The organism is Nostoc sp. (assembly GCF_036917235.1).
GTDB lineage: Bacteria > Cyanobacteriota > Cyanobacteriia > Cyanobacteriales > Nostocaceae > Nostoc.
The window spans coordinates 1-3,499 of the sequence record NZ_JBALDU010000066.1; the positions used below are offsets into that span (position 1 = coordinate 1).

The window sequence follows — 3,499 nt, forward strand, 5'->3', positions numbered from 1 at the left end:
TTGCTGCAATGAATCAATTTAAACCCTGTTATGCTTCTGGATAATTTCACTTATTTATTACTTGCTTAACTCGGAGAGTGACAGAAGAGGGGTATACCGCGAATTGTATCAACGAATTGTCCAAACAATTCTTGACCTGGAGTCAGATAGTTAATATCTGTTTGTATTTGTTCTTGCCATTTTTTACAGTCTTTATTAATAAAATCTTGCCAGGATTGCGGGCTATTCCCGCTATCAATAGTTTGAATCTTCTCTAAACAAATTCTGTAATTAGTAATATTAGTAGTAATTGCTGTGTGGTGCGTTTGTAAATCTTGCAAGCATCTGGTGTAATCAAAGCTTTTTTGTGGAATTTTTCCCATTAAGTTTTTTAATCCAGATAATTGTGTTTGATTTCTAGATATCAGTTTGTTAAAATTTTGGATTTTATTTTCTAAATCACTGTAAATTTCTCTCGCTTCTCGGTAGCGTTGACGCGCTAATTTATAAATATAAAGTATTTTGTGGTAGCTACATAGTAAATTTAGTAACCAGTTATAGGCTGCTTCTGCAAGCGTTCCTGTTGTAGCTTGACTATTATTAATGAGTATTAAAATATGACATTGTTTAGCAAGATTATCTGGTTCATTCGGGTCAAGTGCTTGGTATTCAAATAAAAGACTAGCAAATAGTTCTCCTTGTTGTGTTGGTACAGGATTTAAATTTGTGCCAGCTACAAAGGCTATGGCTAATTTTTTAGCTAGTGTATCACAATCTTCACTTGGATCTACTTCTCCATAAATCAATAATGTTTGTCCTAGAGATGCTTGAATATTAGATGGTAGTAGAGAACTTGGTTTAAAATGTTGCAGTTGTGGTATGTCTATGGAAATATTTGGTGATTCTGGAACCAGAGTTAAATCAACGGCGTAAGTATCGTTAAGCAAGAAAGGCTGAAGATTAGCATTAATTTTAAAGCCTTCTGTTGTGGGGAGACTACCCAAATCTAAATCTTGAGCATCAATTAACCGTTCTGATATTCTTCCTATTTCCTGCTTGGGGTCGTATTTACCATTTTGATAACAAATTAATTTTGAGCGTAAATCTTTCAACCCGACAAAAGTCAGCGAACCTTCACCCACTTTCACCAGATTTTCCCACAAGAGATTAGCATCAGCCACAACTTCACCGGGAAGTTCAGTTAGGGTGTGGCAGAGATGAAAAGCATAGAGGCTGAGGCTGAAATTCTTCACTATTTTTTGTCGGCTTTGGTGTTTTCAGACAAAGGAGAATTGTTTTTTATGGCGTTATCTACAAGTTCCTTTGATGATTCACTAGGTTGATTGACTGGAGTTTGTGATTTACTATTAGCTATTCCTATGTTTCTATCTCCGTCAATAGGAGATACAACAGTGAGTGATTTCAGGTTTTGCTTGTAGGCTTCTAGAAGTTGACTACGAGATTCTGGTTGCAACCAATTTTCTAGGATTTCTGAAATTTCCTCATTGTCTTCTGGTAACTGATTAGATAGTTGCTGCAATTCATTCCAGTCTTGAGTAGGAATCAATTTTGATTGAGAGTCAAGCACTTGAATAAAAGCTAAGACGCTATTTTTATAAACTGACATTTTCTAAACTCCTTTACCTATGTTACAAAAAGCAGCCCAATAAAAAGGTGATTCAAAAGGTTTAGTTGAGGCATTGTCATGCTTATCATCAAAGTATTGATTTAGTTGTGTTTGCCAAACAAGACTTAGTGAGCAATTATTCAACCAACCTTGAAAACCTTTGACTGTCGTCTCTCTTAACCAACGTTGTGCTGTATTTAAAGCTAATACAATATTACTTTGCTGCTGTAGTTCTTCGTAAAATTTTATCATCAATAATGCTGTAGCTGTCGCGCTGACTGTCCAAAGGCTACTGACTACATTGGTACTACCTGCTAACAAAAATCCACTGGGTAAACCAATGTATTCATCACTGGTGCTTGTGAAGTCGGTAAAACCCGTTTCGCAAGCAGAGAGAGTGACTAGGCGACAGTTTTCTAGTTTGAAGTAAGTAATGATATCTGCTAAAGTCAGGTTTCCATCAGCTAACTGTAAACCAGAATCTTGGGGAGAAGCAGAGTTAAAGTATCCATGACAGAAGAAAAAAGCACAGTTAGCTTTCAGCAATTTTTCATGCAGTGTGACATTGTGAGGATTTTCATTAATACAGATAATTGCTGATTTTTTGGCTTGGTCTTGCTTCAAAATATTAACATCAGTAAACTGTTTCTTAATGGCTGCAACGGCTCCTAAATCTTTTTCGTAGCCTTGATATAAGTCTTCTGTGGGGTTTTGGATAGCAAATAAAGATTGAAAATCAGGACGTTGACGCAGTTGGACTTGTTGCAGAAGTTGACAACTGGGTGCATAGCCTACGCCGTTGGGGAATAAGTCAATTAGGTATGATTCTTTGACAGGTAAAGCATGGAGAGGAAACAGGTGTAAGTAGCGATGAGGAATAAGGATTAATCTGTCGTATTGTTTGGGTATTTGGTTTAAGATTTCCTTAAGATGCAGAATTTCTGCTAACTTTTTCAGGCGTTCTTCTAGCTGATTCTGCCATTGGATTTTATCTTTGTCTTCCGGGTTGTAATAGTCGCGTAGATATTCATTTGTCCAATTGATTAAGGCATTTAAGTCTTGTTCATTAGAATGCCAGATTATTGGGTTATTGTTGTCGTGGGTGATGATGAAAGCGCGAAAACAATTATTAAAAATGTACCACTGAATGATTACAGTTTCGTTGTCTAAGAGGTTTTGAATTTCTGAAAAGTGGATTCTGCTGCCAACTAAAGGCAAATTTTATTGATTTATTAATGTTGCTTTAGTTAACAGTTCTACTAAATTGCGGGTTTTGCTACGTTCAATATATTCTATTGCCTCCGTTTCTCTTCCCAATGCTAGGCAAACTTCCACCATGCGTCGATAAAGTTGATTCCATTCTTCTGCTTGTTTGCGCTTAACTTCTTCGCCAGAAACAATTTCACCCCGCAAAGCTTCCACTGTTTCTATTGCTTTAATAAAGGTATTGTAAGCTGAGTTAAATTGTTCTTCACCTTGGTATAAGCTGCCGAGATTTAACAAAGTTTCTGCATGGTATTGAGGAAAGGCGCTGTGGGTTCTAACTTCGAGTGCAGCAGAATAAGCAGCGATCGCAAATTCAATATTCTCGGCTCGTTCTCCAAATATTCTGTCACCGTAAGCAGTCCCCAGATTAGTTTGCGTACCTGCCCAATTTTCCGGAAAGGCGCTGCGGGTATATACTTCGAGTGCAGCAGAATAAGCAGCGATCGCAAATTCAATATTCTCGGCTCGTTCTCCAAATATTCTGTCACCGTAAGCAGTCCCCAGATTATTTTGCGTCGTTGCCCAATTTTCCGGAAAGGCGCTGCGGGTTCTAACTTCGAGTGCAGCAGAATAAGCAGCGATCGCAAATTCAATATTCTCGGCTCGTTCTCCAAATATTCTGTTACT

General features: G+C 37.6%; 3 protein-coding genes and 1 pseudogene. All 4 read right to left on the bottom strand.

Annotated elements, in window-relative coordinates:
* Window positions 1–65 precede the first annotated feature (65 nt).
* The gene (locus V7K44_RS19310; protein WP_334933521.1) at window positions 66–1,232 is read right to left on the bottom strand and encodes a hypothetical protein; all 1,167 of its coding nucleotides are present in this window, start codon (window positions 1,230–1,232) and stop codon (window positions 66–68) included.
* Entirely contained in the window at window positions 1,232–1,606 is a 375-nt protein-coding gene (locus V7K44_RS19315) for a hypothetical protein (protein ID WP_334933522.1), read from the bottom strand. Before V7K44_RS19315 ends, V7K44_RS19310 begins: the two co-directional genes overlap by 1 nt.
* Before the next feature lie 3 nt (window positions 1,607–1,609).
* The gene (locus V7K44_RS19320; RefSeq protein WP_334933523.1) at window positions 1,610–2,824 is read right to left on the bottom strand and encodes a CHAT domain-containing protein; all 1,215 of its coding nucleotides are present in this window, start codon (window positions 2,822–2,824) and stop codon (window positions 1,610–1,612) included.
* A 3-nt stretch (window positions 2,825–2,827) separates the two neighbouring features.
* Window positions 2,828–3,499: pseudogene (locus V7K44_RS19325) on the bottom strand (CHAT domain-containing protein); the annotation flags it as partial.

What these genes read in the sequence shown, in the direction of transcription:
- V7K44_RS19315 (WP_334933522.1), bottom strand. Translation starts at nt 1,606, where the DNA reads ATGTCAGTTTATAAAAATAGCGTCTTAGCTTTTATTCAAGTGCTTGAC.